Here is a 21759-nt window from a genome sequence, read left to right on the forward strand (position 1 = left end):
TTGACAAGTGTTGAAGGGGGATGGGTTGGGGGATAGGGGGTAGGGGACTGGGGGTTAGCAAAGAACTCTAAGCTGACCGCTGACCGCTATTACCTATTAGCCTGGCGTTTTTCCATTGTTAGCTTGACCCGCACTTGCATGTTGGTGAATGAGGCAACTTTGGCGTTGTCTTTGGGATCGATCCGAATTTTGACGGCGATAACGCGGGCATTGCTGTCAGTCGTAGGGCTGTTGACTGCGTTAGCATCCTGGAGCGATCGCCGCCCTACCTGCAAGCTAATGTGCGCGATCGTGCCGTGGACTTCGCCTATAAACCCGCCATATTCGCTGGTAATGATGGCCCGTTGCCCATTGTGAATCTTGCCAACGTCAATCTCGGCAATCTCCGCTGTAACGACCATCTGTTCCGTCCGCGCCAGTTCCATAATGCCCTGGGCCGTATTCACCTGTTCGCCAATGCGCGTGTTAATTCTGAGGATTTGCCCTGAAATCGGCGCACGCACCTGCACATCTTCTAAGAGCGCTTGACGTTGCTGGACGGCAATTTCAGCCTTTTCAAGCTGTGCGGCAGCGATTTGCAGATCCACTGGACGCACTTCCCGCAGCTCGGCTAACCTGGCACGCTCTTGGACAATTTCGGCTGATACGGTGGTGAGCGTTTGTTGTAAAGCCGCCTGACGCTCTGCCAGTTCAGCACGAGCCGTATCCCATTCTCGTTGAGCCGTATCGAGATCGGCACGAGCGATCGCGCCTTCTTGTTGCAATGCCTGTCGCCGTTGATAGGTTAGAGCCGCATTACGAAGCGTGGCGCTGGCGCTGGCGATCGCAGCCTGTCGCTGTTGGGTTTCAGTCTTAAGCTGTGCTTCCAAACGGGCGATCGTTGCTTGCTGAGCAGTGATTTGTGCCTGTTTAGCGTCTCCTTGCCGCACTTTTGTCAGCGTTGCCTGCTGTAAGCGCACGTCTGCCTTGGCATCTTGCACATCTGCCTGCCGACGATCGATGCCCTGCAATAAAGCAATTAACTGACCCGACTGCACGTGATCGCCCTCTTTCACTAAGATGCGGTTCACACGGCTGTCCTGAGCGTTGGGTACCGACAGTTTAATCACTTCTCCGTCTGGTTCCAATCGTCCTAACGCCACGACCGCTGCCACCGGAGCCGCTTGTACTACTGTCTGGGAGGCTTTTGGCTCAAGCAGATCGCAGGCCATACACATGCTGGCGACACCCACAAGAGCGACTAATTTCTGCAACTGCTGCATAAGAAGTCTGGAAATGCGTGCTATTAACTAGCAGCCATCATAGAAAAGCTACAGGGCATTTGACTCCCACAAACAGCATTAACTGAAGCAGCGATTGGTCATGTAATTTCAATGACTTTAGTCACGATGAAAGCAATGACAAGTATTACAAAATAGTGCCAGTTACTCCAAAGTTGCTGATGGTTGCTAAAAGAATGTTGTTTTTAGTTCTGTGGCTAATTGGCATGAGCGGTGTGCTTTCGGCACTCTGGATTAACCTGCCAGCCTCGGAAGAAGCGGTTCCTTTCTCTCCAGTCGCTATTAAGCTTTTGAGTCTCATTTCGCCCACGTTTCTCCTCTCAATCGCCGTACTTATAGGGGTCAATCTAGCCCCTAAAGTTGGTTTGTCGGCACCATTTGCTGAAGCGATCGCTCAGGGTACAGCGCAAAAATTTCTGCTTCTCAAGCCACAGATTATGCCAGGTTTAATCGGAGGTGCGATCGGAGGCGTCGTGATTTCAGCCTGGTCTTTTCTATGGTGGTCTTCCTTACCGTTAGACTTTCTTGCAAAGGGGGAAGCCTTGTCAGAAACGACTCCATTGCTCACTCGCATCCTGTATGGAGGGATTACAGAAGAAATAATGGTGCGGTGGGGGTTCATGACGCTCCTCGTTTGGGGTCTGTGGCGTATGCTACAGAAAGGTTGTGAAGCGCCTCAGCCAGCCTATGTCATTCTCGCGATCGTGGTTTCGGCCCTGATATTTGGCTTAGGGCATTTGCCACTCGCGTTCGCACTTACAGCCCAGGCAACGATGCCGCTCATCCTCTACGTGGTGATTGGCAATTCATTCTTTGGGTTTATTGCAGGCTATTTGTACTGGCAGAAAGGGCTAGAATCGGCGATTGTTGCTCATATGCTGACTCATATAGTGATGATCATCAGCGACGGGTTGAAACGATAATGTCGGTAGCTAGCACCTGAAGATGAAACGACTTGCATGGACTACAGACGCAAAGATTCGGCAATCTCCTGCTGAGAGGACGATCGCCAGTCCTTCAGCTTCGTTGCGCCAGGTCATGCAGTATGCCGAGTGGGTGTTGTTGCTGATGATGACGCTCTTGTATGCCATTGAACGGGTGTTTCCAGTGCCGTTTAATGCCGAATCGTTGCTGCCGAAAGCGATCGGGTTTAACAGTCTCTTTTTTTTGCTGAGCTTTTGGTTTCCGATCGATCGTCCTCTCTGGCAGCGGCGCGTCTATATTGCGATCGAAATGGGCTTAACCCTAATTGCTAGCTTTATGGGCGTTGAAACCAGTATTTTGCTGTATTTCTTTTTGATTAAAAGCTGCTTCTTTCTCAGCCGTCGCGAGGTCATTCTCATCATGCTGACTGTGGGGGCAGGCTACCTGACCAGTGTGGTCGGCAATCTGCGTCAGTTGCAACAACAAACGTTGGCACAACTGGCTCAAGCCAATCAAATAGAGCAACTTTTGAGTCCATTGCCAGTCTTTTCATCAGCCTTAATTGAGTATTCAGGCATCAGCATTTTCGTGATCTTATTAGGCTTTGTGATCGTGGCAGAACGCGAGAGTCGTCAACGGGCAGAGTCTCTGGCACAAGAGGTCAAAACCCTGGCTGCTATGGTAGAGCGCACTCGCATTGCACGGGATCTTCACGATGCACTGGGGCATACGTTAACCACTCTGGGTGTGCAGTTAGAAGTCGCGCAGAAGCTCCGCCAGCGGAACCCTGAGCAGGCATTGGACGCAATCAATCAGGCGAAAGCGTTAACCGATCAGTGCCTGGAGGATGTGAGATTGGCTTTGCAGACGATCCAGCCATCTACCTTTAATTTTGATCAGGCGTTGAGGGTGCTCATTGAGCAAGCCAGTCAGCATACCGCTTTAATCATTACAACGGATGTAAACCTACCGCTCCTAACGCCTCAGACCAGCCAGCAGCTTTACCGCATTGTGCAAGAAGGGCTAACGAATATTCGTAAACATGCTCAGGCTTCTCATGTGCACTTGCAACTGACCGCGACGGCCGATCGCATTCATCTCACGCTCACAGATAACGGTAGCGGCTTTGACCCCACTGGTTCTCACACAGGCTTGGGGTTACAAAGCATTCAACAACGGGTCGATCTGTTGGCAGGGGTGTTTACGATCGAGAGCGAGATCGGCGAAGGAACTCAGCTTGACGTGAGCCTACCCCAATGATCAAGCTTTTACTGGCAGACGATCAGGTGCTCTTTCGGCAAGGACTGGCCGTTTTACTGGCGTTAGAAACAGATTTAGTGATTGTTGGTGAGGCCAGCAACGGTAGGGAAAGCATTGCGCTTGCCGACCAGCTCCAACCAGATGTGATTTTGATGGATGTGCGAATGCCGATCGCGGATGGGGTGAGCGCAACCCGTGAAATCCATCAACGCCATCCCCACATGCGAATTCTTGTGCTGACAACCTTTGATGAAGATGAGTATGTGTTCAAAGCGCTGCAAGTCGGTGCTGCCGGGTATCTTCTTAAAAACACACCTTCAGAGCAACTAGCTGCGGCCATTCGACTGGTGCATCAGGGCTATAGTCAACTCGGCCCGACAATCGCCCCCAAAGTATTTGCCCAGATCCAGTTTCAGGCACCTGAAGCCAAAGCATCAGCCGTCCCGCTATTGAGCGATCGCGAACAAGCCGTGCTGAAACTACTGGGCCAAGGCAACAGTAACCGAGAAATTGCTCAACAACTGCATCTCACCGAAGGGACGGTGAAAAATCACATTACGCGCATCCTCTGTCAGCTTGGCGTGCGCGATCGGGTTCAAGCAGCGCTGTGGGCACATCGGCACCTGCGCTAACACGCGCTCTAGAATCTTGAGGGGCAGAAACCTGTTATCTGTCAGCAGCCAGAATCGGTTATCGGATGGCTTCACAAACGTATGGATTGTTTTCAAAGCTACTAAGAGCATTCATCCCTCGCTGGTCGTTGGGTAGAAGCCTTGTCTCCTCTTCAGAAAGAGGAAGCATCAGTACCAGACACTTAAGCTGATCCCTATTGATAGGTTTGTCAGGAGATACCGATGGCTAAACAACTGGAAGAATTTCCCCAAGAGATCCAAGAAAATCTGGCTGACGGTTCACAGCAGATTTTTGTAACCGCTTACAACAGTGCTGTGAGCGACGGCTTAGATGAAGAAGCCGCTACCAACGTTGCCTGGAACTCGATCAAGCCAAACTACGAAAAAGGAGCCGATGGTAAATGGCACTTCAGACAGCAGCCTGATATCGGCATTCATAATAAACCGATTACCACTGGCGGCAACTAAGCTATTGCTGCTCATTCCATACTGTTAGTGCGGAGGAGCCTTCCATTGCGGTAGGCTCCTTCTTGCTGTTTGAGGCAAAAATACGCTAGGGTGACGCGGAGAGTGTCTCTTGTAGGTACAGAGATTCTTTGTGTGCAGACCGCTGTCCATTCGCGGCATACTGGAAGAAGGTCACTTTTAACGCGTTCAACCGGGTCAGATGACTATGAAACGTAAACCCAGGAACTCAGGCTCTAGCTATGACCGCGAGGTCGATCGCGACTACGATCGTGATTACGACGGCTACTCCAGTCCAGAATCCTCTAAGCAAAAGCCAGCTAAATCGTCGATCGCGGCACTGTTCAACGCGACGGCTCTAGCGGTGCTGGCAGGTGTTTTTATTCTAGGCATTGGCATTGGTCTTGGCTTTAGCTCTGTTTCCAGTTCTGGTGCGGGCAAAATTGTCACCGACCTTGACCTCAGCCAACGTGCGCCCAATGCCGAACTTTGCGCCCAGTTTGGTTCTGCCGCCATCACGATGGATGCGCGTGTCTTTGTCACCCTCAATCCGCTGAACGTCTACATTTCTCAGCCTAGTACCCAGCCAGGATGCGTGCTTCGGACCAATAACTGGTCGATCTTGGAGCAGCGAGGCTTAGTTAAATCGGAGCAGGTGCGTGACTGCAAAAACCGCATGAATACCTTCGGCTTTACCGATGCACTAGAGCGATCGCCCAGAATTGACTGCATCTATCAGAACGATGCCGCGAAGAACCTCTTCCTAAACCAACCCGGCACAGGCGGCGCACCGAAGCCGGAGAACGAGAAATATTAAACGGTCACAGCTAGAACTGTCTAGAATCCAAACCGTCTCAAAGAGAGTCATGACTTAACTGTTGCGGCTCTCTTTTTATGAATGGTTTTGCATGAACGGCGCTACAAACCTTACTCGAAACTCCGAAGGTCTTGGGTTAAACGCACCTGCACCACCTGACCAGGTTGAATGGCAGCAGGCTTGGGTGCTGTTAGTAGTGTAGCCGCCGCTCCAGCCGCCGCTCCACCGATCGCACCTAGCCCAGCCGAACCGCCCACAGCCCCCAGCACGCCGCCTGCCACTAGCCCAATGCCAGAATTAACTGCCAAGTTGTTGCCTTGCACTTTCCGGCTACCATCTAGTGTGTCAGATTGTGCGGTGAGTGGAATAGTACGACCTGAGACTGCGATCGCCTGCGTCACAAACTGGCTACCGCTGGTCGTGGTTTCAAAGCGTCCCGTGACAGCACTGCCAGCGGGGGCTAAAAGGTTGCCAGACGCGTCACGCAATTCTGTGAGCAGCACCATCACTTCTTGCTGCGGACGAGCGGTTTGCAACAGCAGCGTTTCCTCACCGGGATAGCGCAGATTGAGCACGGTGCCAACAGGCAACAAAACATCTGGAGCGGTTGGCTTGAAGGCTTGGCGCACACCTTGAGATGTGGTCAGACCATTGAGCGGTTGACTTGGCCTTACAGCACTGTTTTTTGCAGGCAGCGGTTGACCAAATTCAACAACTGAGGCCGAGGCCACTTGAGATGGCGGCTGCTTAATGGTATCGGCATTGTACCCTGGAACTGCCGTTGGTAAGGGTGCAGCAGCCTGCTGTACAGGTGCTTGCAATGGCACCACATTCAGCGGTGGCGCAAGGTCTGCGCTTGAGGACGGCTGTCTAATCGTATTGGCATCGTAGGAGGTCTGTGCTGGCCTAATGGGTACGGCGGTAGGGGCATCTAGCGGTTGCAGCGGTGGGGTTTTCTGTAACGGCGGCACGCTTACAGGGGGTTCGATCGACGCATTCGGAGCAAAAACCGACATGGGAGGGGCTGAAGCATTCGCTGGTGTGCCATTCGCCAAGCCCAGATCGGGGGTGCCAACCTGAATGAGCGGTGGAACGCTCACACTCGGTTGCGTACTTGCAGCCGGAAGTGATCTACCAGACGGAAGACTCGATGGGGCGTCGGGTTGCCTTGCTTGAGTGTTTGTGGTTTGGGCATCAGGCGTACTGGGTGTCCCAGGGGGAGCATTCAACGTGTTCAATGGCGGTACGCTGACGCTGGGTGCTAAAGCCGTCGTAGGGGGCGCTGCCATGACTGGTTTGGCTGTGGCACGCAAACGAGCAGCCTCAGATGGTTCAACCCGTGCTATTGGCGGAGAGCTAGCAGCCTGAGCATTGGTAGCAGGTGTCTGAAGCGGTGCTCCTGTAACGGTCGAAAGCGTACCTGGCGCAGGTACCGCGATCGCCACGCCACGTTGAGTATCGACTGCCACATTGGGATCAACTGGAGGGGTTGCTGCTGGTGGCGGTGGTGTGGGTGTTTGTGTCTCAGGTGTAGGCGGGGATGGCAGCACTGGTGCTAGAGCAGCAGGCTGGGTCGCGGATGGAGTCGGTGTAATCGCCGTCAGAGGCGATGTCATGGGTACCGTTGCTGCCGCCAGGTTAGGAACCGCAACCGTAGGCTGACGATCGCGGCTACTGTCCGCCGTTGGGTCGCTTGAGACGGCTGGCATAGCGGTTTCGGCAGGCTTTGAGGTCGCGTTGCTGCCAGACGGCGCTTGAGATGGTGCGATCGAGGTCTCTGCACGAGTCGGCTGGACAGGGGTAGATGGCACGATCGAGGGCTTTGTGGCTATTGGTTTGGGGACACGTGCCGTAGATGGAGCAGAGGTAGATGGCTTCACCGTGGCGACATTGGCAGTCAGCGACTTTGTAATCAGCGGTTGCAAGACCCAACGAGAGGTGCCTGATGGAGCCGTTCCATTACCAACCTTCTGCAACTTCACCTGTCCTGGTGCCAGTGAAACGCCTGGGGAAATTTCCATCACAATGCGGGCCAGACCTGGCTCAAACTGAGACACCCGAATCTGACGCACGGCACCCGCATAGGTTTGTTGAGCGCTGACAGACCCAACAGCCGTACCGGGAAGATCGAGCACAATGCGAGCAGGCTGAGCCATCAGAAAGTAGCGGGGCGTTGTGCCATCTTTGACCGTAATTTCGAGCTGGTTTGCCGCTGGATCAAAACTCCATTGCGTCAGGGAGGCAGCCTGCGCCGCAAGAACAGTCACCTCAGCCGTCACAACCCCGATCGCAGCAATGGTAGCGCTCAACAACCGTTGCACACCTGATTGCTGGATCAAGAGCCGTTTCGGTTTAGGATGAACATTTGGAGCGAATTTCTGGCTTTGCATCACTTTGAGCTGAACCTGTCCAACGAATCTGGTGTTCGGTTGATCTGGCTTTAAGGATAGTCGCAACTGGAGTATTTGACTACCAACGCATACCCCTTGGAGAAGAAGTAGCCGCCATCATCACCGAAGCATTTGCGCTTGAGATATAGGAAAACGTCTTCAACCAGAACGGTGCTAAGAAACTAAACGCAAAGCGATGGTTGCTCCGATCGCGCACTAGAACCGACTTCAACTGCAAACACACAACTGACCTTATACCCTATCTAGAGAATCACCCAGAGAATCTATTTAGGGTCAGCACCTTAAATGCCCCTTTATCATGGCACCAGATATAGGGGTTGACAGGGTTATTCACAAAATTTCATTCATAGCAGCATTTTCACGCCAAGCGTGACTCACTTACCACGGCGCTATGATTGCCTGAATCGCCTCGCGTTGAGCAGCATAGTCAGCATCCCCTAGCACTGGCAGATTTTCTGAGCCTTCCATCAGGCTTGCATGCTGTGCACTCATCGGCGTTAGGTCAAGCCACGATTTGCACCCACCATACGCTGCTTCATACGAAAGCATTTGCGGTTGCGGTAGGGTATAAACCCGCAACAAAAGAATCGACAGGGGTTGGCTAGGTTTCCACTTCAGCCGCTCTACCACAAAGGTCTCATGCCAAATGTGAAACGGGTGCAGTGCCGCCACGACTGCCGCGTCGCTAACCTCAAAGCGATCGATAATCTGCGCCCACGAAGCAATGCGGACAGTTTCAGGATGCCAACCCGGTTCGACAGGCGTGATTGCATCGGCATATTGCTCTTTGACCAGATGCGATCGCTGATGCTCATGGGTGGGATATAGCCAGAAACGCTCGTGGGCGACTGTAAACGTGCCTCTAGCGTCGCGGATGCCTCCTTTCCGCAGCAGCAAGATCGTCTCACCCTGCTCCAAAGCGTGTACAGCAACCTGCCATTCTTTCAGCGCATGGGTCATTGGCAGCGCTATTGACTCTATACCTGCCATCTCACCGTTCCCTCTTCTCTACCGATCAAAAATTTTGGCGAGAAATTCGCCCGCCGCCATGACAAAGGGAAAGAGAATACCCGCAATACCGATCGACCCACCAAATTGTCCCAGAAGGGTGAGCAATGTTTTGTTGCCGCTAGCCATCCGCTCATTTGTGAGGGCGACAAAACGAGAGCTCCCGCCCAACAGCAGCGCCCCACCGATCCCCAGCGGAATACTCAGGCCAAACCAAAACTTGAGTCGATCGCCCGGTTGAATGGCTCCAAGCCCTGGCAGTACGAGAAAACTGACGATTTCAATGACGATCCACAGACCCAGCCCTCTGAGAAAATCTCGTCGCAACAGGTCATCAAAAGAAAAGTTACTCATAGTTGACTCAACGTTGGACTCCATTCTAAAGCGATCAGCCAACCCTCTGGGAAGCACGCTACAGCGGTCAGCCGACCACAACGCAGAAGTAAGCTACAGCTTTCAGCCCCTTCAGCCTTTCAAAGCGATCAGCCATTAGCCATCAGTGATCAGCCGTCAGTTGCTGCTCTCCTTACCTTACGTCTAAACGTCGGTTCGCGATCATTGCAATCTTCAGCATTTCTCAATGCTTTAGCGGTAAGGACGCGAGCATCGTTCACTAGGATGAAGACAGTTCACGATCGAGTGGCTCACAGGCAGGCGAATCGTAGCACCTTCCACTCACTCAAATTTTGATCACAAAAGGCAACGATGAACACACACGACCTTCTGATGCTAGTGCTGATGCTGTCTCCAGGCATTCTCCTTTCGGTTGCCATTATGGTGACATTTGCTGCGGGAGGGTGAGGTAGAGAAGGATAAAGGCTGAGCGAATTTTGAATAACTAACCATCAGTTTTTAGCCTTTAGCCTTTCTTCACCCTACCAGGCCAATCTCGCGTAAGCGCTGTTGTAGGTAAGCGCCAGCCGTGATGCGGGGGAAGGGTGGCTGGTTAGTTCTGGCGACGCAATTTGAAAGGGGCGTGAGATCGACTTCAGGGCGTGGGTGTGCAAAGAATGGCATCGAAAAGCGTCGATCGCGTCCGTCAACCGGATTCACCACGCGATGAGTCGTGCTTTTGAGCAAGCCGTTGGTGAGTTGTTGCAGCATATCTCCACTATCGACAATGATTTGCCCTGGTAGCGCTCGGATCGTTCGCCAAGTGCCGTCTCTTTGCAGTAATTCCAGCCCATCATCCGTGGCTTCGCATAAGAGCGTGATGAGGTTGATATCTTCATGAGCCGCTGCTCGTAAGCTGGCAGGATGGACATCTGGCGCGATCGGCGGATAGTGAATCACGCGAAGAATGGTGTCACTATCGCGCATCATGTCGCTTAGCCAGTTTTCTGACTCGCCCAGATACAGAGCGCAAGCCTTGAGTAGCTCCGTAGCACACGCCTCCAACTGCGCATAAAGCTGATTCATCACGGAGGCAAACTGTGGCACTTCAGTCGGTGACAGGTTGGCTGGATACGCAGCCGCCAAAGGGTGGTCGGGAGCCAGTGCTCGCCCAACATGCCAGAATTCCTTGAGGTCGGGAACGGGGTGATCTTTTGCATGTTCGCGTCCAAAGCGTGTAAAACCGCGCTGTCCATGCAGAGCAGGATTTTCATACCGAAGCTTCACCGCTTCTGGCAGTGTAAAGAAGGCTTGCGTCACAGCATAGGCCGTTTGAATCAGATTGGCATCAACGCTGTGGTGCGTCAGGGCAAAAAAGCCTGTGTCTTCTAAAGCGCTGCCCATCTGGGTGACAAACGTTTGGCGACGATCGTCCGTATGAAAATCGCGCAAATCTAAAACGGGAATGGTCTGTGTAAGAAGCATTATGACAGCGAGACGCGAATGGTCAAAATACGGTGTAGGGTGTGAGATGTTGAGAAAAAGGAGGCACCCCTTTGGCAACGATTATCTGGCTCATTTTAGTCTACGCACTGCTTGTGGCGATCGGTGGCATTGTCGGTTATATCAAAGCCAAGAGCAATCAATCACTGATCTCAGGGTTAGGTAGCGGTGTAGCACTGGCGATCGCCTGGTACATTAGTCTGCAAAATCCTGCGATCGGGTTAGCACTGGCGACTGTGATTGCGTTGGCGCTACTGGTTGTCTTCGCACTCCGCTTTCGCAAGACTGGCAAATTTATGCCCGGAGGATTACTCGCCGTTTTGAGTTTGGTGGCGGGCATTGGGTTTGCGATCGGTTGGGCAACCACCGCTAACATTTAATGCTTTCAAAAATGACGCTGTCACAAGGCTGTCACTAAGCGCATGAAGCTTGCGGTCTACCAAATCTCGATCAAGCAAGCGAGAGAAATTTCTGCTTGGAGATACGAACCGCCCTTTTCGCTGTATGACTTGTCAGAAGAGGACTGCTCATTACTCTGGGAACCAACAAACCGCTATTACAGTGTGCTTGACCAAAAACAGGCATTGATTGGCTATTGCTGCTTTGGCAAAGAAGCGAGAGTTGCAGGCGGCAGCTATAGCGAGCAAGAGCCAGCGATTTTGGATGTTGGGGTTGGGATGCATCCAGATAAAACTGGAAGCGGTCTTGGCAGCAATTTTGTGGATGCGGTGCTTCAATTTGGTAGAGTTCAGTTCTCGCCAGCTAAATTTCGAGTCACAGTCGCTGCGTTTAATGAACGATCGCTCAAGACATTTTACAAACTTGGCTTTGAGAGAGCTTGCGAGTTTAAGCGATCGCAAGACGGTATAAAATTCATGCAGCTTGAAAGGCTTGCCTAAACAAATCCGCAGTCAGAGTTCTTCTAAATCCTCTGGGTTAATGCCCAATTCTTTTAGCTTGGCGGCTAGCTTGTCCGATCGCTCCCGTTCTTGTTCTAGCTGCCGTCGAGCTTGCTGGTTCTGCTCGATTAGTTCTAGATAGGTTGCAAACCTCTCCCCATCGGGACGGTAAATCTCTAGCGCCTCATCGACCAGTTCAAAGCGGACTTTGAGGCGAGGACTGACCCACCCGATCGGCTCTTCAATTACTTCCAGAAAGTCTCCAGACCGTAACCAGCCGCTGAAATCTCCTTTGTCGGGATCGTAAAGGTAATACTCCTCGACGCCATAGCGCTCGTAGAAGCGGAACTTTTTTGCCATACCAACCAGCGTGTTACCGGGGGACAGCACTTCAAAGGCCACTTGAGGCGCAATGTTGTCTTCTTTCCACTGCTGGTAAGATCCCCGATCGCCTTTGGGACGACCAAACACAACCATCGTATCGGGTGCCGCTCGAATGGTATTATCGCCTTCAACCGGATACCAGAGTAAATCGCCTGCTACAAAAACATTGGAGTCGTCTTTAAACAGAGCTTCGCAGCCGAGCTTGATGTAGACAATCCAATTAAACTGCCTGGTATTGTCAGACATGGGTTGTCCATCGCTGTCGGGATAGATGATGTCTTGGTTCAGGGCAGGCGATCGCGTCATATCAGCTTGTCCTCATTTTTCAGCCGTAGCAAACTGAAGCACCTGATTGAGCTTACCACTCCGAAATCCTTCCAGGTCAAGGGTGACGTAGAGAAAGCCGACAGACTGGAATTTTTCGACTAACGTGGGCAGATCCGTTGTTAAGACGAACTCTTTCAACTGCTCGGCAGGGAGTTCGATGCGTGCCGTATCGAACTCCGATCGCACGCGAAAGGTTCGTAACCCCATCCGTCGCAGCATGGCTTCGGCTCGGCCCACGCGCTGTAGTTTGGCGATCGTAATCTCTTCACCGTAGGGAAAGCGTGAACTGAGGCAGGGCTGCGCGGGTTTGTCCCAGCAGGACAGTCCCAAATGCTTAGCCAGTTCGCGTACTTCGACTTTGCTAATGCCGACTTCAGCAAGGGGCGATCGGGCACCCCGTTCCTTCGCGGCTTGAATGCCCGGTCGGTAGTCGAACAGATCATCCGCATTCACGCCATCAATCACATAGGGATAGCCCCGCTCCAACGCCAGAGGCCTCAATGTATCGTGCAGTTCGCTTTTGCAGAAATAGCAGCGATTCGCTGGGTTTGCCGTGTAGTTGGGGTTATCCATTTCGTGCGTTTGCGCCAGTTCATGGGCAATGCCAATTTCAGCCGCTTGCACGCAAGCATCTTCCAAATCTTCGGGCAGAAGGGACGGTGAAACGGCTGTGATCGCAAGGGCACGATCGCCCAAAGCATCATAGGCAATCTTTGCGACCAGCGTACTATCAATACCGCCAGAATAGGCAATCAGCGCCCGTTCCATGCCAGCAAACAACGTGTTCAGTTTTTCAAGCTTATCCAGCAACATAGATCCTTCTCTCTATCGGATGAACCCCTTCAGGCAATAAATCGCTTTCCATGCTGCAACGATAAGCATGCTCGCCCCCATCGTTACAGCACCTAAACACTGATTAGCCCACTTGCTTTAGCGTAACGTGACGAACCTCGTTTTCGCCTCTACATGCTTGAAGGCAGTAGATCGAAGCGTTGCAAAGCTCAACCCAAAGATTGCGGTTTTTGAGGAGTGCGATCAAATTGGTGGCTGGTCTTACAGCGGTTATTGCTTCAGCTTCACCTTTGCCTGCTGCCAGAGCATCTCTAGCTGCTCCAAGCTATAGTCAGCAAGGGGTCGATCGGCAACAGCCTCCATTTGTTCTAGCCGCTGGATGAAACGTTGATTGGTGCCTTGCAGGGCTGCACTAGGGTCTAAATCGTACCAGCGAGCAAGATTGATGACCGTGAACAGGAGGTCGCCCAGTTCGGCTTCTTGATGGGCTTTGTCTTGTTCTGTAAGGGCTTCCTTAAATTCAGCGAGTTCTTCCTGAAACTTGGCCCATACGCCCTCAATTGCCTCCCACTCAAAGCCAGCTTCTGCTGCTTTGCGAGAGATTTTCATGCCGGCCATCAGAGGCGGTAATGATCGAGCATACCGACTCAGCTTTTTGCTCAAGAGCGGTGTTGCATTTGGATCTTCACCTTTCTCGATCGCCTTAATTTGCTCCCAATGACGATGCACATCAGCCATTGTTTCGACATTCACATCCCCAAACACATGTGGATGGCGACGGATGAGCTTCTCGCTAATGCCTTGAACGACGTCTGTAAGGCTAAACTGATTGGTTTCGCTGGCGATTTGAGCCTGAAGCACAACCTGTAACAGCAGATCGCCCAGTTCTTCACATACAGCCTTCGCATCACCGCTTTGAATCGCATCAATCGTTTCATAAGCTTCTTCAATCACGTAGGGGGTTAGGCTTTCAGGCGTTTGTGCCAGATCCCACGGGCAACCACCATTGGGCGATCGCAACTGCGCAACTACAGCAACTAGCTGCTGCACGGCGTCTAACATGGCAGTTCGCAGTTCTAAAGGCTCAGGAGATGGCTCAGAAATAGACATGCAGAGTTAGAAATGACTGATCTTTATCTACTTTAGCGGTCAGGAGTCAGCGATCAGTGATCAGCCGCCAATGGTCAACGTTAGCCCCAAACTCTATCCTTTGGGACTTACGCATTTGGCCCCCTAGCCCCCAATTCTAGGGACTTTAATTGGCTTGGTTCCCCCTTTCTTGTAGCTTGCTTCCCGAAGGGTATGCCCGATAGGGCTATGAATTGGGGGTTAGGGGGCGAAAGACGACCGCTCTTGCGTAAGTCCTATCCTTTTTACCTTTTGCCTTTTTCTCACTCTTCACTCCTCTCACTTTTTCGACCAAAAGGTGGCAGTTGAGCTTCGCGGCGAACCTGTGGTTGCGGTGCAGGTAGTGTCGATCGTTGAGAAGACGGCTGTTGTGTCACCATGTTTTCTGGTGGCAGCGAACGTTCTGGTGGTAGAGGTATCTGCTTGGTTGACGGGGAAGGTTTCTTGATGCGTCTGGTGACAGCACGTCGGTAGGCTGACGCCAGCCAATCACTCAATGAGTGGCTGAGTGCACCCAGTTCAAGTCCCAAGGCGATCGCGATTGCTTCGGTTGGGTATTCCAAAGGTGCCTGTCCCAAAAACACAACGCTGCGGCTCCACCATTGCTGAGCGAGCACAAACCAATCGTTGGCTTTACCTGCAAGTTGAGCGATAATCGCACTTGCGAGCATCCCACAGCTACCGAAAAGCCCTACCCAGATGAGCAAATAGGCAACTCGCACGATCGTGCCTGCAATCGGCCCGTGCGACCAGAACGATCGGTGACGCATACTGCGCCGATAGGGTAGCCAGATCCACCGCAACGGCCCCCAGCGCTTGTATTGGTGCGAATACACATCCAAATCGGGACCGAACATCAGCCCGCTAAAGAGGTAGCTGCCAGACACAAAGAGCGTCAGGCTACTGCTTTGAGTGCTTGCAAAGGTTAACCCAGCAAGCAGCGGCAAACTCCACAGAGTAATACTGTCGTGCGTCCGACCGGAAGGCATATAGAGACAGACAACGCTGACAGCATCGTAACAGGTACAAACGCACTGACTGAAGGTTTTGGAGCAAATTTATCGCTTGATGCTTTCTGAGGAAGAACGTGAACAAAGGCGTAGCATCTGTTATTATTAATAACTGTGTCCAAAGCACACTCCTTCGGGCGGTTAGCTCAACGGTAGAGCGCCTGCCTTACAAGCAGGATGTTACAAGTTCGAATCTTGTACTGCCCATTTTTATTGTCATATCAAGTCGCAAACTGTTTGCTATTCAGGCGTTGATGGGACATTTGAGCCACGTCGATCGTCGGTGTACATGACCACATTTCATCTAAGGACGATGGGGTTTGCTTCACAAGCAGCTCTATTTCTGCCGCCATCGTAGAAAGAAGAATTTGTGCGCTCAAGTGCCCCAAAACGCCCAAGCGTATGGCGGCTCCAACAACTCCAGTGATAAAGCTGTGGAGGAAGGCAACGCTAGTGTCGCTCTCGCTCAAATGCACGGCACGACCCACAACCGCAAAGACGATCGGATGCAAGCCAGTCATTTGCTTTGCATCGATCGCGTCCTGTAATGCTTCTAGTTGCTGGTCGCGCCAGGTCGATCGGGCCACCATCAACAGTGCATGTCCGCTTCGGCGTTGCGCTTCACGGGTGGATTGAATAAGCGTTTGGGCATAGAGGCAAGCGTCGGCTCGTTGGATTTCACTGAATTCGTTGGTAACGCTGGCGCGATACGCATGCACAAGGGCAACCAGATCGGAGCAACCGACTTTATGGTGCAACAGCAGGTGAAGAAACGTTTCTACATCCTGAGCAGTACAGACCTGATTGGTCTGCACCAGACTTTCTAATCCGTAAGACAGCGTAAAGGAGCCGGATGGAAAAAAGGAATCAGACAATTGCATTAAGGCAAGCCGAGAATCAACCATAGCAAGCAGCTTGTAACTTCAATGATGAGAGTGAGATGAGAATTGCAGTGGTGCGTCTGGCGATCGCACTTCATAGTCAATGCACAAACCTGGGATATTAACGCTTCTCACCGTGGCTTCCATCACGGCTGGATCAGCCACCATTTCCACATAAATGCGATCGTTCTGCACTAGCACTGACCAATGGTGGTTGCCGAGCACATGACCCAGGTAAATGAGAGCAATAGCGTGACCCGTGGCATCACCGTTAAAGCTTAATACCATCACAGCTTGAGCATGAAGATGGATGAGCAAGAGTTGGTTTGCTTGAGTGACAAAGACATCACCTGCATTTAAAGCGTGATCACGACTTTTCATGATGCCAATCCCAACGCCAGTTGTAGAGTGGGCATGAATCCGACCTTTGGCGCGATCGTCTGTCTTTAAGTAAACCTCTAGCAAATCTCCTGCGTGTCGAGCTTGCGCCACTTGCTGCTGCAAGGTAGGGTCAGTCTCTTGATTGCCTAAATACGTCTCTGCCAGGATTGTCATTTGGGTACCTCCGGTAAGGCAGGCTGTCTGTTGAGCTGGCGCATTTTCGACAAGGCATAGTTGATGTAAGCTTTGGCGATCGGTACATTTCTTGCCATTACTCTCACCAGCAAGCCATTACAGTTGGGTAAGGCAGAACTGGCAACCGTTAAATCTGCTTGTGCGTGAGTAACCTGTTCTAAATCCAGGCTCAAAGCGTACAGGTCAGTATCAGGCACAACCAGGATAACGCTGGCGAGGATGGGTTGAGAGGCAAAAATAGGGCTACGGAAAGGAGATTCAACCTGCCCCTTCAGCTTCATAGCATCGGTGAAAACTAAGTCTCCAGCGGGTGTGTAAACTTGCAGCCGATTGCAATACTGATGAAAGTGAAAGTATTCGCCTCGTGCTAACCGACCGGGAACCATAATGTCGCTGAGAAAGAGGCTTCCAGTCGGTGCCAACATGACTTGCATTGTTTGTTGTAGATTGGCATCACGGTAGAGGATGATGGGTTCTGGAACATACTCTAAGCTTGCACCAGAGCCGATTTCAATCTTGTAATGAACGCGAGCACGTTGCCCCGTCGCCATTCGATGCACCTTCGTTGCTGACTGATCGGTGAGATAAAGGGCTGTACGATCGCTCAGCCGAATACCAATCTGAAATGCGTCACCACCCAGCAGACCAGGTGACGAATTCATGATGTAAAGATAGATGCGATGGGCATTGGTGGAGTCAAGCCGTAATGCCCGTGAGAGCCTGAAGGGGTAGGTGGCATACTGCCGCTGCACGAAGGAGTGATGGTTGTGATCCAACCCCATTTGCACAGAAAGATGATTGTGCAAGACGGCATGCTCTAACGTTGTGGTTGATGGTTTGCTGAGTGCAGCAACCATGTCTGCTGTTTGTCTACCGTTTATGCTGGTTTCCATCAAAGTCATTGAGCTAATACCCGCATCGATCGAAATAGCAATTTGTCAAAGATGAATTGCATCACCTGATCCAACCCTTCACCTGTTTTGCAGTTGGTATAGGCGATCGGTTTACCACGTCGGCGTTCTGTGGCTTCGCGATGAATCAGATCTAAATCAGCTTCCACATAGGGGGCAAGGTCAATTTTGTTAATGACCACTAAGTCTGCCTGCATAAAACCCGGCCCATTTTTGCGGGGAATATCATCACCAGCACCCACATCCAGCACAAAGATATACGCATCGATTAAGTCATAGCTGAAGGTCGAGGCGAGATTGTCACCCCCACTTTCCACAAAGACAAGATCAAGTTTAGGAAACGACCGCTCCAGATTGCGAATCGCTAGCAGATTCATGGTGGGATCTTCGCGAATGGCGGTATGGGGGCAACTTCCCGTTTTCACACCAATAATCCGATCGGTGGGCAAAAAGCCTTTGCGTTTGAGGCGATCAGCATCTTCCTGCGTTAATAAATCATTAGTAACAACCGCTACTTCAATGCCTTGCTGCATTAGCAACGGCACCAACCGTTCTAGCAGTGCCGTTTTACCGCTACCAACGGGACCCCCTATTCCTAAACGAGCGACTGATTTTGGCATCGTTTTTGCCTTCAATATGGATTTACCGAAACAAATACAGCCGTCCTAACGGCACCCGCGAGACTGGCTCGCAGGTAGCAATTTCACCATTGACTCGTACCTGGAATGTGTCTGGATCAACCTCAATTTCAGGGCAAGCGTTGTTATGCAACATATCCGCTTTGCTGAGTGATCGCGTTCCTTTCACAGGTAGCAGTTGTTTGCGTAGCTTTAGCTTGTCAGGCAACCCCTGATCCAGCGCAGTTTGAGTAACAAAGCAAAATGAAGTAGTTTGCTTCGCACTGCCAAAACTACCCCACTGGGGACGATAGAGAATCGGTTCACAGGTCATCAGCGAGGCATTAGATTCACCCATCGGCGACCAGGCAATAAAGCCGCCTTTGATGATGAGTTCTGGCTTGATGCCAAAGAATCCCGGTTGCCACAGCACAATATCTGCAACTTTGCCGGGTTCAATGGAACCCACATGAGCATCAATGCCACAGGTTTTGGCTGGATTGATGGTGTACTTTGCCAGATACCGTAGAATGCGCTGATTGTCATTACGCTCACTATCTTCTGGTAACGCGCCGCGTTGGTCTTTCATTTTTGATGCCAACTGCCAGGTACGACAGATGACTTCGCCAATGCGTCCCATGCCCTGACTATCTGAACCCATCATGCTGATTGCACCCATATCGTGCAAGATGTCTTCTGCCGCGATGGTTTCAGCCCGAATACGGGATTCGGCAAAGGCAACATCCTCTGGCACTTTGGGGTTGAGGTGATGACACACCATCACCATATCTAGGTGTTCATCAAAAGTGTTGACGGTGTAAGGATTGGTAGGATTGGTGGAAGACGGCAGGCAGTACGAGTAAGATGCCACTTTAATAATGTCTGGCGCGTGTCCACCGCCTGCGCCTTCTGTGTGATACATGTGGATGGTGCGACCGCGAATCGCTGCCAATGTATCTTCCACATAGCCCGACTCATTCAAGGTATCGGTATGAATTTGCACCTGAAGGTCATAGTCATCGGCAACTGAAAGACAAGTATCAATCAGAGCAGGCATCGCACCCCAATCTTCATGGATCTTGAGTCCGATCGCGCCCCCTTCCACCTGTTCCACCAGGCTGGCAGGCAGGCTGGAACTCCCTTTGCCGAGAAACCCAAAGTTCATGGCAAAGCCTTCAGACGCTTGCAGCATCAAGCCCATGTTGTAGGCTCCACCGGAGCAAATCCCCACCGTTACCGGACCTAAGCCACCGCCAATCATGGTGGTCAGTCCACTAGAGAGGGCTTCGGCACAGAGTCCAGCGCTGTCATAGTGAACGTGGCAATCAATGCCGCCCGGAGTGGCAATCAACCCTTCTGCCGATCGCACATCGGTATTCGCACTAATCACCAGATTTGGCTGCACGCCATCCATCACGCCGGGGTTGCCTGCTTTACCAATGCCAACGATCCGACCCTCTTTGATGCCGATGTCGGTTTTAACAATGCCCTGCACGGGATCCATTAGCACGACATTTGTGATCACCAGATCCAACGCGCCCTCTGCTGCCGTCACACCAGGAGCCAGCCCCAAACCATCACGCAATGTCTTACCACCACCGAACACACATTCATCGCCATAAATCGTAGTGTCTCGCTCGACTTCAGCGATTAAAGACGTGTCTCCTAACCGAATGCGATCGCCCGTTGTGGGGCCAAACAACTCGGCATAACGTTCCCGACTAATTTCCATATCATTCCTCGACTGGCTCGTTCTCTGTAGAACGCGTACTGTAACCCAGCGATCGCACACGCTCTAATGCCGCTGCTTTCGCGTCGGGATCATCTAACGCTTGATTCACCAGGCTGTTGAGTCCCTGGATTTGGCGTGTACCACCGATCGCTACGAGAGCCACCGTTTTGGTGTCGCCTGGTTCAAACCGTACCGCCGTTCCTGCGGGAATATCCAGCCGAAATCCGTACGCCTCAGCGCGATCGAATTGCAAAGCGCGGTTCACTTCAAAAAAGTGATAGTGGGAACCTACTTGGATGGGACGATCACCTAAATTCGCGATTATCAGAGTTTTGGTGGCTCTTCCAGCATTGAGTTGCAGGGTTCCAGGAGCACACAACACTTCCCCTGGAAAGGCATTAGAAACATGGGTCATAGCATCACGCTCCAGCGCTACGAATGGGATGATGAATACTGATCAGCTTGGTGCCATCCGCAAAGTGCGCTTCCACCTGAATCAGCGGAATCAGTTCGGTGACACCCGGCAGCACATCCTCGATCGCCAACAAGGTCGCGCCCTCAGACATAAGTTCCGCCACACTTTTATCTTCGCGTGCACCCTCAATCATGGCATCGGTGATATAGGCGATCGCTTCTGGCACATTCAGCTTGAGACCTTTTTCCTTTCGACGACGGGCAATTTCTGCCGCTGTAAAAATCGTTAACCGCTCCATTTCTCTAGGAGTCAAGTACACATCAACTCTCCACGACCTTGAATAACTCCCGCATTACACTGCTTCTGCCGAGATTGATGAGTAGCGAGAGTTACAAAATGGTGCGATCAGATAAGTTCCGCTTTACTTGGCAACAAGTTTTCGCCCGAAATCGAGCCTTGCTGCATTAAGTAAGGGTGAACTTGTCAAACGTCCTACTTTCTTGGCAGCGCAAGCTGATGCCCATTCTTGCCACTTAAGTTAGAATAAGCGCGGCACTGCATGAGGTTTAACCATGCCCCGGTTCAATCCTTTTACGCTTCAGATGGAAATCACCCGCATGTTTGAGCAGGGGCAGTCATTTTTTGCCACGCTGAAGGTGCAAGACTGGCTGAAGGAGCGCAATGAAGACCCTGGTGCCTACGATGTGTTGTTTCACCAAAAACCTGCCCCTCCTGGATCAGGACAAGTCATGGCTGTAGAAGTTGAACTCCGCCGCAAAGATGGTCAGCCTGTAGACACTTGGCTGCAAGCAGAGGTGAATCGTCACGGTTAAGATAGTTGCATCAGAGGCGCGATCGCACCTCTGATGACCCTGCACGTAGCTGTAGGCTGAGTTGAGTCCAATGAGAATGCAACAGAGTTAAGTAGCGGGTGTAATTAATAGAGGCAGTTTGAGGGGTAGAAGGGGAAGCCAAAAACCCTTCTTACAAAAACCCGTGCATCCTTAGCGGCAAGTAAACGGACACAATTAACCCGAACATACTGGAAAAGCTAAAGGCTGGCTGCTAAAGGCTGACCGCTTTACAAGATCGTCAGTTTAATTGCAGGCTTTTAATCAGCGTACAGTTTCATGCTGTAGAGCTATCCAGAAGCCATCTGTTTGCCAAACGACGAAGCAGCGGTCCTTACTGGTCATTCATAAGCAAGGTTGACTGACTACCACTCCAGCCTAGGGCGCGTCATCAATTAAGCTCAGAAAGCTTTCGTATCAGCCTTATCGCGCCCGTTCTAACAAACAAGGCTAGGGGCTGGAACCCCTGCTGTAAGTCATATGTACGAATAATTGATGACAGCCCCTAGAGGCATTAGGGACTCGTACTTACGATTTTCTTTACAATGCTTTACAAGTCTTGTGAATTTCGTTATGTTATGTGTACGGTTGCTTCTGCAATCG

General features: G+C 51.6%; 24 protein-coding genes and 1 tRNA gene. 9 read left to right on the forward strand and 16 right to left on the reverse strand.

All coding sequences use genetic code 11. From position 1 onward, the window contains the following. Nucleotides 1-89 precede the first annotated feature (89 nt). A complete protein-coding gene (locus tag AC5JLP_RS12070; RefSeq protein ID WP_496068157.1) occupies nt 90-1262 on the reverse strand; it encodes an HlyD family secretion protein in 1173 nt (390 codons plus the stop codon). A gap of 194 nt (nt 1263-1456) precedes the next feature. On the opposite strand from AC5JLP_RS12070, the gene AC5JLP_RS12075 reads away from it, so the two are divergent. The 5 genes from AC5JLP_RS12075 (at nt 1457) to AC5JLP_RS12095 (ending at nt 5378) form a co-directional block, all read left to right on the forward strand. Further along, nucleotides 1457-2203 carry a CPBP family intramembrane glutamic endopeptidase gene (locus tag AC5JLP_RS12075; protein ID WP_496068158.1) on the forward strand — a complete coding sequence of 249 codons (747 nt, stop codon included), beginning with the start codon at nt 1457-1459 and terminating at the stop codon, nt 2201-2203. 22 nt (nt 2204-2225) lie between these two features. Beyond that, nucleotides 2226-3464 (forward strand): sensor histidine kinase, encoded by a 1239-nt coding sequence (locus tag AC5JLP_RS12080; protein ID WP_496068159.1) that lies wholly within the window; start codon nt 2226-2228, stop codon nt 3462-3464. Further along, a complete protein-coding gene (locus AC5JLP_RS12085; protein WP_496068160.1) occupies nt 3461-4096 on the forward strand; it encodes a response regulator in 636 nt (211 codons plus the stop codon). The genes AC5JLP_RS12080 and AC5JLP_RS12085 overlap by 4 nt, the downstream gene beginning before the upstream one ends. Nucleotides 4097-4318: 222 nt before the next feature. Next, complete coding sequence (locus AC5JLP_RS12090) at nt 4319-4564, forward strand: ChaB family protein (RefSeq protein ID WP_496068161.1); 246 nt, start codon at nt 4319-4321, stop codon at nt 4562-4564. Nucleotides 4565-4769: 205 nt separating this feature from the next. Further along, nucleotides 4770-5378, forward strand: coding sequence for a DUF3172 domain-containing protein (locus AC5JLP_RS12095; RefSeq protein WP_496068162.1), 609 nt, complete (start codon nt 4770-4772; stop codon nt 5376-5378). Nucleotides 5379-5488: 110 nt separating this feature from the next. Here the strand turns inward: AC5JLP_RS12095 and AC5JLP_RS12100 are convergent, their stop codons facing one another. From AC5JLP_RS12100 to AC5JLP_RS12115, 4 genes are all read right to left on the reverse strand, one after another. Further along, the gene (locus AC5JLP_RS12100; RefSeq protein ID WP_496068163.1) at nt 5489-7768 is read right to left on the reverse strand and encodes an AMIN domain-containing protein; all 2280 of its coding nucleotides are present in this window, start codon (nt 7766-7768) and stop codon (nt 5489-5491) included. Nucleotides 7769-8167: 399 nt separating this feature from the next. Then, complete coding sequence (locus AC5JLP_RS12105; RefSeq protein ID WP_496068164.1) at nt 8168-8779, reverse strand: DUF1802 family protein; 612 nt, start codon at nt 8777-8779, stop codon at nt 8168-8170. Between the two features lie 18 nt (nt 8780-8797). Further along, entirely contained in the window at nt 8798-9151 is a 354-nt protein-coding gene (locus AC5JLP_RS12110) for a hypothetical protein (protein WP_496068165.1), read from the reverse strand. Between the two features lie 516 nt (nt 9152-9667). After that, nucleotides 9668-10615 carry an isopenicillin N synthase family dioxygenase gene (locus tag AC5JLP_RS12115; RefSeq protein ID WP_496068166.1) on the reverse strand — a complete coding sequence of 316 codons (948 nt, stop codon included), beginning with the start codon at nt 10613-10615 and terminating at the stop codon, nt 9668-9670. A gap of 71 nt (nt 10616-10686) precedes the next feature. Here AC5JLP_RS12115 and AC5JLP_RS12120 point away from each other — a divergent pair, with 71 nt between their 5' ends. Together AC5JLP_RS12120 and AC5JLP_RS12125 are read left to right on the forward strand one after the other, a co-directional pair. Next, on the forward strand, nt 10687-11013 hold the full coding sequence (locus AC5JLP_RS12120; protein WP_496068167.1) for a TMEM14 family protein: 327 nt from the start codon (nt 10687-10689) through the stop codon (nt 11011-11013). A 42-nt stretch (nt 11014-11055) separates the two neighbouring features. Further along, nucleotides 11056-11532, forward strand: a complete 477-nt coding sequence (locus AC5JLP_RS12125) for a GNAT family N-acetyltransferase (RefSeq protein ID WP_496068168.1) — start codon at nt 11056-11058, stop codon at nt 11530-11532. A gap of 12 nt (nt 11533-11544) precedes the next feature. Here the strand turns inward: AC5JLP_RS12125 and AC5JLP_RS12130 are convergent, their stop codons facing one another. From AC5JLP_RS12130 to AC5JLP_RS12145, 4 genes are all read right to left on the reverse strand, one after another. Further along, nucleotides 11545-12222 (reverse strand): Uma2 family endonuclease, encoded by a 678-nt coding sequence (locus AC5JLP_RS12130; protein WP_496068169.1) that lies wholly within the window; start codon nt 12220-12222, stop codon nt 11545-11547. Between the two features lie 12 nt (nt 12223-12234). Beyond that, entirely contained in the window at nt 12235-13056 is an 822-nt protein-coding gene (gene larE, locus AC5JLP_RS12135; protein ID WP_496068170.1) for an ATP-dependent sacrificial sulfur transferase LarE, read from the reverse strand. 249 nt (nt 13057-13305) lie between these two features. Continuing rightward, nucleotides 13306-14145, reverse strand: coding sequence for a nucleoside triphosphate pyrophosphohydrolase (gene mazG, locus AC5JLP_RS12140; protein ID WP_496068171.1), 840 nt, complete (start codon nt 14143-14145; stop codon nt 13306-13308). 281 nt (nt 14146-14426) lie between these two features. Then, on the reverse strand, nt 14427-15152 hold the full coding sequence (locus tag AC5JLP_RS12145) for a metal-binding protein (RefSeq protein ID WP_496068172.1): 726 nt from the start codon (nt 15150-15152) through the stop codon (nt 14427-14429). Nucleotides 15153-15308: 156 nt separating this feature from the next. Here AC5JLP_RS12145 and AC5JLP_RS12150 point away from each other — a divergent pair. Continuing rightward, nucleotides 15309-15380, forward strand: a tRNA-Val gene (locus AC5JLP_RS12150). Between the two features lie 14 nt (nt 15381-15394). Here AC5JLP_RS12150 and AC5JLP_RS12155 read toward each other — a convergent pair. The 7 genes from AC5JLP_RS12155 to AC5JLP_RS12185 are packed head-to-tail and all read right to left on the reverse strand — an operon-like array spanning nt 15395 to nt 20624. After that, nucleotides 15395-16078: an urease accessory protein UreF gene (locus tag AC5JLP_RS12155; RefSeq protein ID WP_496068173.1), complete on the reverse strand. Its 684-nt coding sequence runs from the start codon at nt 16076-16078 to the stop codon at nt 15395-15397. Nucleotides 16079-16096: 18 nt separating this feature from the next. After that, the gene (locus AC5JLP_RS12160) at nt 16097-16609 is read right to left on the reverse strand and encodes an urease accessory protein UreE (protein WP_496068174.1); all 513 of its coding nucleotides are present in this window, start codon (nt 16607-16609) and stop codon (nt 16097-16099) included. Then, nucleotides 16606-17532, reverse strand: coding sequence for an urease accessory protein UreD (locus AC5JLP_RS12165; RefSeq protein ID WP_496068175.1), 927 nt, complete (start codon nt 17530-17532; stop codon nt 16606-16608). Before AC5JLP_RS12165 ends, AC5JLP_RS12160 begins: the two co-directional genes overlap by 4 nt. Next, a complete protein-coding gene (gene ureG, locus AC5JLP_RS12170; RefSeq protein ID WP_496068176.1) occupies nt 17529-18161 on the reverse strand; it encodes an urease accessory protein UreG in 633 nt (210 codons plus the stop codon). The genes AC5JLP_RS12165 and ureG overlap by 4 nt, the downstream gene beginning before the upstream one ends. 22 nt (nt 18162-18183) lie before the next feature. After that, a complete protein-coding gene (gene ureC, locus AC5JLP_RS12175; RefSeq protein ID WP_496068177.1) occupies nt 18184-19890 on the reverse strand; it encodes an urease subunit alpha in 1707 nt (568 codons plus the stop codon). Between the two features lies 1 nt (nt 19891). After that, nucleotides 19892-20305 carry an urease subunit beta gene (locus AC5JLP_RS12180; RefSeq protein WP_496068178.1) on the reverse strand — a complete coding sequence of 138 codons (414 nt, stop codon included), beginning with the start codon at nt 20303-20305 and terminating at the stop codon, nt 19892-19894. 4 nt (nt 20306-20309) lie between these two features. After that, entirely contained in the window at nt 20310-20624 is a 315-nt protein-coding gene (locus tag AC5JLP_RS12185) for an urease subunit gamma (RefSeq protein ID WP_496068179.1), read from the reverse strand. 253 nt (nt 20625-20877) lie between these two features. Between AC5JLP_RS12185 and AC5JLP_RS12190 the strand changes: the two genes are divergently transcribed. Then, nucleotides 20878-21138 carry a hypothetical protein gene (locus AC5JLP_RS12190; RefSeq protein ID WP_496068180.1) on the forward strand — a complete coding sequence of 87 codons (261 nt, stop codon included), beginning with the start codon at nt 20878-20880 and terminating at the stop codon, nt 21136-21138. Nucleotides 21139-21759: the final 621 nt, after the last annotated feature.

It is taken from the genome of Stenomitos rutilans, assembly GCF_059505485.1.

Excerpts from the sequence above, each read along its gene's own strand:
- AC5JLP_RS12070 (WP_496068157.1), bottom strand. The coding sequence starts at position 1,262 with ATGCAGCAGTTGCAGAAATTAGTCGCTCTTGTGGGTGTCGCCAGCATG.
- AC5JLP_RS12075 (WP_496068158.1), top strand. The coding sequence starts at position 1,457 with ATGTTGTTTTTAGTTCTGTGGCTAATTGGCATGAGCGGTGTGCTTTCG.
- AC5JLP_RS12080 (WP_496068159.1), top strand. The coding sequence starts at position 2,226 with ATGAAACGACTTGCATGGACTACAGACGCAAAGATTCGGCAATCTCCT.
- AC5JLP_RS12085 (WP_496068160.1), top strand. The coding sequence starts at position 3,461 with ATGATCAAGCTTTTACTGGCAGACGATCAGGTGCTCTTTCGGCAAGGA.
- AC5JLP_RS12090 (WP_496068161.1), top strand. The coding sequence starts at position 4,319 with ATGGCTAAACAACTGGAAGAATTTCCCCAAGAGATCCAAGAAAATCTG.
- AC5JLP_RS12095 (WP_496068162.1), top strand. The coding sequence starts at position 4,770 with ATGAAACGTAAACCCAGGAACTCAGGCTCTAGCTATGACCGCGAGGTC.
- AC5JLP_RS12100 (WP_496068163.1), bottom strand. The coding sequence starts at position 7,768 with ATGCAAAGCCAGAAATTCGCTCCAAATGTTCATCCTAAACCGAAACGG.
- AC5JLP_RS12105 (WP_496068164.1), bottom strand. The coding sequence starts at position 8,779 with ATGGCAGGTATAGAGTCAATAGCGCTGCCAATGACCCATGCGCTGAAA.
- AC5JLP_RS12110 (WP_496068165.1), bottom strand. The coding sequence starts at position 9,151 with ATGAGTAACTTTTCTTTTGATGACCTGTTGCGACGAGATTTTCTCAGA.
- AC5JLP_RS12115 (WP_496068166.1), bottom strand. The coding sequence starts at position 10,615 with ATGCTTCTTACACAGACCATTCCCGTTTTAGATTTGCGCGATTTTCAT.
- AC5JLP_RS12125 (WP_496068168.1), top strand. The coding sequence starts at position 11,056 with ATGAAGCTTGCGGTCTACCAAATCTCGATCAAGCAAGCGAGAGAAATT.
- AC5JLP_RS12130 (WP_496068169.1), bottom strand. The coding sequence starts at position 12,222 with ATGACGCGATCGCCTGCCCTGAACCAAGACATCATCTATCCCGACAGC.
- larE (WP_496068170.1), bottom strand. The coding sequence starts at position 13,056 with ATGTTGCTGGATAAGCTTGAAAAACTGAACACGTTGTTTGCTGGCATG.
- mazG (WP_496068171.1), bottom strand. The coding sequence starts at position 14,145 with ATGTCTATTTCTGAGCCATCTCCTGAGCCTTTAGAACTGCGAACTGCC.
- AC5JLP_RS12145 (WP_496068172.1), bottom strand. The coding sequence starts at position 15,152 with ATGCCTTCCGGTCGGACGCACGACAGTATTACTCTGTGGAGTTTGCCG.
- AC5JLP_RS12155 (WP_496068173.1), bottom strand. The coding sequence starts at position 16,078 with ATGGTTGATTCTCGGCTTGCCTTAATGCAATTGTCTGATTCCTTTTTT.
- AC5JLP_RS12160 (WP_496068174.1), bottom strand. The coding sequence starts at position 16,609 with ATGACAATCCTGGCAGAGACGTATTTAGGCAATCAAGAGACTGACCCT.
- AC5JLP_RS12165 (WP_496068175.1), bottom strand. The coding sequence starts at position 17,532 with ATGACTTTGATGGAAACCAGCATAAACGGTAGACAAACAGCAGACATG.
- ureG (WP_496068176.1), bottom strand. The coding sequence starts at position 18,161 with ATGCCAAAATCAGTCGCTCGTTTAGGAATAGGGGGTCCCGTTGGTAGC.
- ureC (WP_496068177.1), bottom strand. The coding sequence starts at position 19,890 with ATGGAAATTAGTCGGGAACGTTATGCCGAGTTGTTTGGCCCCACAACG.
- AC5JLP_RS12180 (WP_496068178.1), bottom strand. The coding sequence starts at position 20,305 with ATGACCCATGTTTCTAATGCCTTTCCAGGGGAAGTGTTGTGTGCTCCT.
- AC5JLP_RS12190 (WP_496068180.1), top strand. The coding sequence starts at position 20,878 with ATGCCCCGGTTCAATCCTTTTACGCTTCAGATGGAAATCACCCGCATG.